4 protein-coding genes are annotated in these 3,075 nt (G+C 37.3%); 1 reads left to right on the top strand and 3 read right to left on the bottom strand.

Annotation, left to right across the window (positions count from 1 at the left end; all coding sequences use genetic code 11):
* Positions 1-277 precede the first annotated feature (277 nt).
* Genes ACIQ2X_RS15180 through ACIQ2X_RS15170 form a run of 3 tightly spaced genes read right to left on the bottom strand, consistent with a single transcriptional unit; the run spans position 278 to position 2,230 of the window.
* Complete coding sequence (locus ACIQ2X_RS15180; protein ID WP_396179805.1) at positions 278-994, bottom strand: ThiF family adenylyltransferase; 717 nt, start codon at positions 992-994, stop codon at positions 278-280.
* Positions 978-1,637 carry a TatD family hydrolase gene (locus ACIQ2X_RS15175; RefSeq protein WP_396179803.1) on the bottom strand — a complete coding sequence of 220 codons (660 nt, stop codon included), beginning with the start codon at positions 1,635-1,637 and terminating at the stop codon, positions 978-980. Before ACIQ2X_RS15175 ends, ACIQ2X_RS15180 begins: the two co-directional genes overlap by 17 nt.
* Positions 1,637-2,230 carry a DUF1684 domain-containing protein gene (locus ACIQ2X_RS15170; protein WP_396179802.1) on the bottom strand — a complete coding sequence of 198 codons (594 nt, stop codon included), beginning with the start codon at positions 2,228-2,230 and terminating at the stop codon, positions 1,637-1,639. The genes ACIQ2X_RS15175 and ACIQ2X_RS15170 overlap by 1 nt, the downstream gene beginning before the upstream one ends.
* Before the next feature lie 99 nt (positions 2,231-2,329).
* Here ACIQ2X_RS15170 and ACIQ2X_RS15165 point away from each other — a divergent pair.
* A partial coding sequence (locus ACIQ2X_RS15165; RefSeq protein ID WP_396179801.1) for an MFS transporter occupies positions 2,330-3,075 on the top strand: 746 nt, incomplete at its 3' end.

Here is a 3,075-nt window from a genome sequence, read left to right as displayed (position 1 = left end):
ACAACATATCCAATTACTGGTTCAATTCCCCATTCGGTTAATTGCCTGTTTAGCATTTTGAATTGTAAAATAAAATATTCTTTCATTATTTTGGTGCGCTAAAATGGCTGGTAACTAGTATATAGGCGAAACAAACTTTCGTATATACACCCAAAAATGGGTAGATTGGCGAAGGTTTGTTTCGTGTTGTAATAAACAAATATAATTTTTTTTCGCTACAAATTGTCAAACGAATTTTAAATATAAAGTATACTTTTAGTAATTATGCAAATACTTGTTACCTTTTTAACAAATACCTGATTACCGTTTCGGCAGCATACAACCCAAAAAGTCCGGGCATGTAACTGTTTGTACCGTAAAATGATTTTTTATAATTTTTGCCGTCGGTGGTTTTTAAACTGCTTTCGTCTTGAATTTCAGTCGAAAATACCACTTTTACGCCTTTGTCGATTTTTACCTCTTTTAACCTTTTTCGAATCACTCGGGCCAAGAAACAACTGTTGCTGTTACTGATATCGGCTACTTTTACTTTTGAAGCTTCCATTTTTCCACCGGCACCCATGCTACTGATGATTTTTACATGTTTGCGTTTCGCAGCAACTATCAAATTGAATTTTGGTGTAACGCTGTCAATACAATCCAACACGTAATCAAACTCTTCGGTTACAATTTCAAAAGCACGTTCGGGCGACAAAAATTCCTGAATGCGCGTCAACTGCAATTCCGGATTGATATCCATTAAACGATTTCCAACTACCACTATTTTAGGTTGTCCAACTGTTGTGTGTAAAGCGGGTAATTGCCTATTGATATTGGTAATATCCACCACATCGCCGTCCACAATGGTCATTTTTCCAACGCCAGCTCTGGCAATAAATTCGGCCGCAAACGAGCCCACGCCTCCCAAACCAACTATCAGTACATTCGAGTTTTTTAATTTTTCCAAGCCTTCTTTTTGAAACAAAAGTTCGGCGCGTTCAGTCCATTCTGCCATTTTTAAAAACGGTATTAAAATTTTTAGTAATCATTTGTTGCAAAGATACAACATCGCTCTTTTTATATTTTGCCGCCAGGGCATACACATCTGCAATTTCTTCTTCAATAGTATCGGTTTCGAGAAAAAATCGGTCGTCGGGAACCAGTTTAAAAACGGTTTGAAGCTCCGGATTTCGTAATAAATATTTTCCGAAAGAGATATAAAACCCATTTTTCAACAACTGCAACACCAATTCTTCGCTTTTCGAAAAACCGTGAACCACTAAAGGAACAGCGATGTTTAATTTTTGTTTCAAAGCAATCAACTCCTGGAAAGCCGCCACACAATGAATAATCACAGGGATTTGGTATTTTTGTGCCAATAAAAGTTGGGCTTCAAAAATCTCGGTTTGCAATTCCATAGGGGTTTCCCGTCGTTTGTCTAGGCCACATTCGCCCAAAGCGAGACCGTTTTTCAACTGAATTTTCTCCTCAATAATAATCAATTCTTCCTTCCACGTTTCGGGATTGATGTGCCACGGATGAATACCGATGGAGAAAAATCCGTTTGTTTCCTCAAAAGAAGTCGGATACTGATTGACAATTTCCAAAACATTTTCGTTTTGAGAACAAGAATGGGTGTGTATATTGATGAATTTCATTAGTCGTGAAACTTTTTTACACCTGCGTTAATATGCGTCAGCAAGTCGTTTTCCATAGGAACTATCGGACACGAATATTTATAATTGTAGGCACAATACGGATTGTAGGCTTTATTGAAATCAATGACAACCGTATTTCCTCTTGGGATTTCTAAATCGAGGTAGCGGCCTCCGATGTAGGTTTCATTTCCGGATGTCAAATCTGAAAAGGGTAAAAACAGATGTTTTTTGAATTCTTTTCGTTTGATCAATTCTAGATTTTGATAGACATTGAGTTTGAATTTTTCGCCTTTTATCGTAAAAGAAATTTCGCCGTATTTTACATAAAGCGGCGTTCTCTCGGTGGTGGTTTTCATCTCAAAAGCTTTTTCATTTTTCGATTTAGTAAAGGTTGCTTCCACAATAAACTCGGGATCAATGGGGAAAAATTCCAAGGCTGTAAACTTTAAGCGATCGTCCTCAGTCAACGGCGATTTATCGGGATTGGCGAATTCTTGATTCAAATTCTTCTGAAAATCTTCGGCAGTAGGTTGTTTCTGTGAAAAAGCACAGAGCGATGTAAAAACAAAAAGGATCGAAATGAATTTGTGCATGTTGCTTATTTTTTTTGTAAAAATAACAATTTTATTTTGCCTTAAAAGCGTTTAATCACCGCTATTTTTAAGAACTTTGCCGCACTCAAATCAGTACGAATGATTCAGAATGCAGTTCGCAATTACATTAACAATTTTAAAGGTTTTTCAAGAGAAGTTTGGATTTTAACCCTCATTACGTTCATCAATCGAGCAGGAACGATGGTTTTACCCTTTTTATCCAAATATTTAAAAGAAGATTTGCATTTTTCCTACAATCAAGTGGGCTGGATTATGGTTTGCTTTGGTTTGGGATCCATGTTGGGTTCTTATCTCGGTGGCAAATTATCGGACAAAATTGGTTTTTATAAAATAATGGTTTTCAGTCTCTTTACGAGCGGATTGATGTTTTTTGGATTGCAATACATCACTACTTTTTACGGTTTGTGTTTCGGTATTTTTGCCATTATGGCTGTTGCAGATATGTTCCGACCCGCAATGTTCGTATCCTTAGGAACCTATGCCAAACCTGAAAATCGAGCCCGTGCTTTTACGTTAGTCCGACTGGCCATCAATTTAGGGTTTGCCGCAGGACCGGCTCTTGGAGGTTTGATTATTATGGGAATGGGCTACCACGGGCTGTTTTGGGTCGATGGGCTTTCATGTATTTTTGCCATCAGCATTTTTGCCATTTTGGTAAAAGAGAAAAAAGCAGCCTTGCACCATAAAGAACTTGGCGGAAATCAAGCCATCGAGTCGGTTTTTAAAGACCGAATTTTTTGGTTATTTCTGTTTGTGTGTTTTGCCACAGCATTATTGTTTTTTCAAATTTTTACCACACTTCCCATTTATCATTCTGAAAAATA

The organism is Flavobacterium sp. (genome assembly GCF_044368625.1).
GTDB lineage: Bacteria > Bacteroidota > Bacteroidia > Flavobacteriales > Flavobacteriaceae > Flavobacterium.
The sequence above is the reverse complement of the archived record's forward strand: the minus strand, read 5'-3'. Positions and strand labels throughout refer to the sequence as shown.

Coding starts and splice junctions, on each gene's coding strand:
- ACIQ2X_RS15180 (WP_396179805.1), bottom strand. CDS start 994: ATGGCAGAATGGACTGAACGCGCCGAACTTTTGTTTCAAAAAGAAGGC.
- ACIQ2X_RS15175 (WP_396179803.1), bottom strand. CDS start 1,637: ATGAAATTCATCAATATACACACCCATTCTTGTTCTCAAAACGAAAAT.
- ACIQ2X_RS15170 (WP_396179802.1), bottom strand. CDS start 2,230: ATGCACAAATTCATTTCGATCCTTTTTGTTTTTACATCGCTCTGTGCT.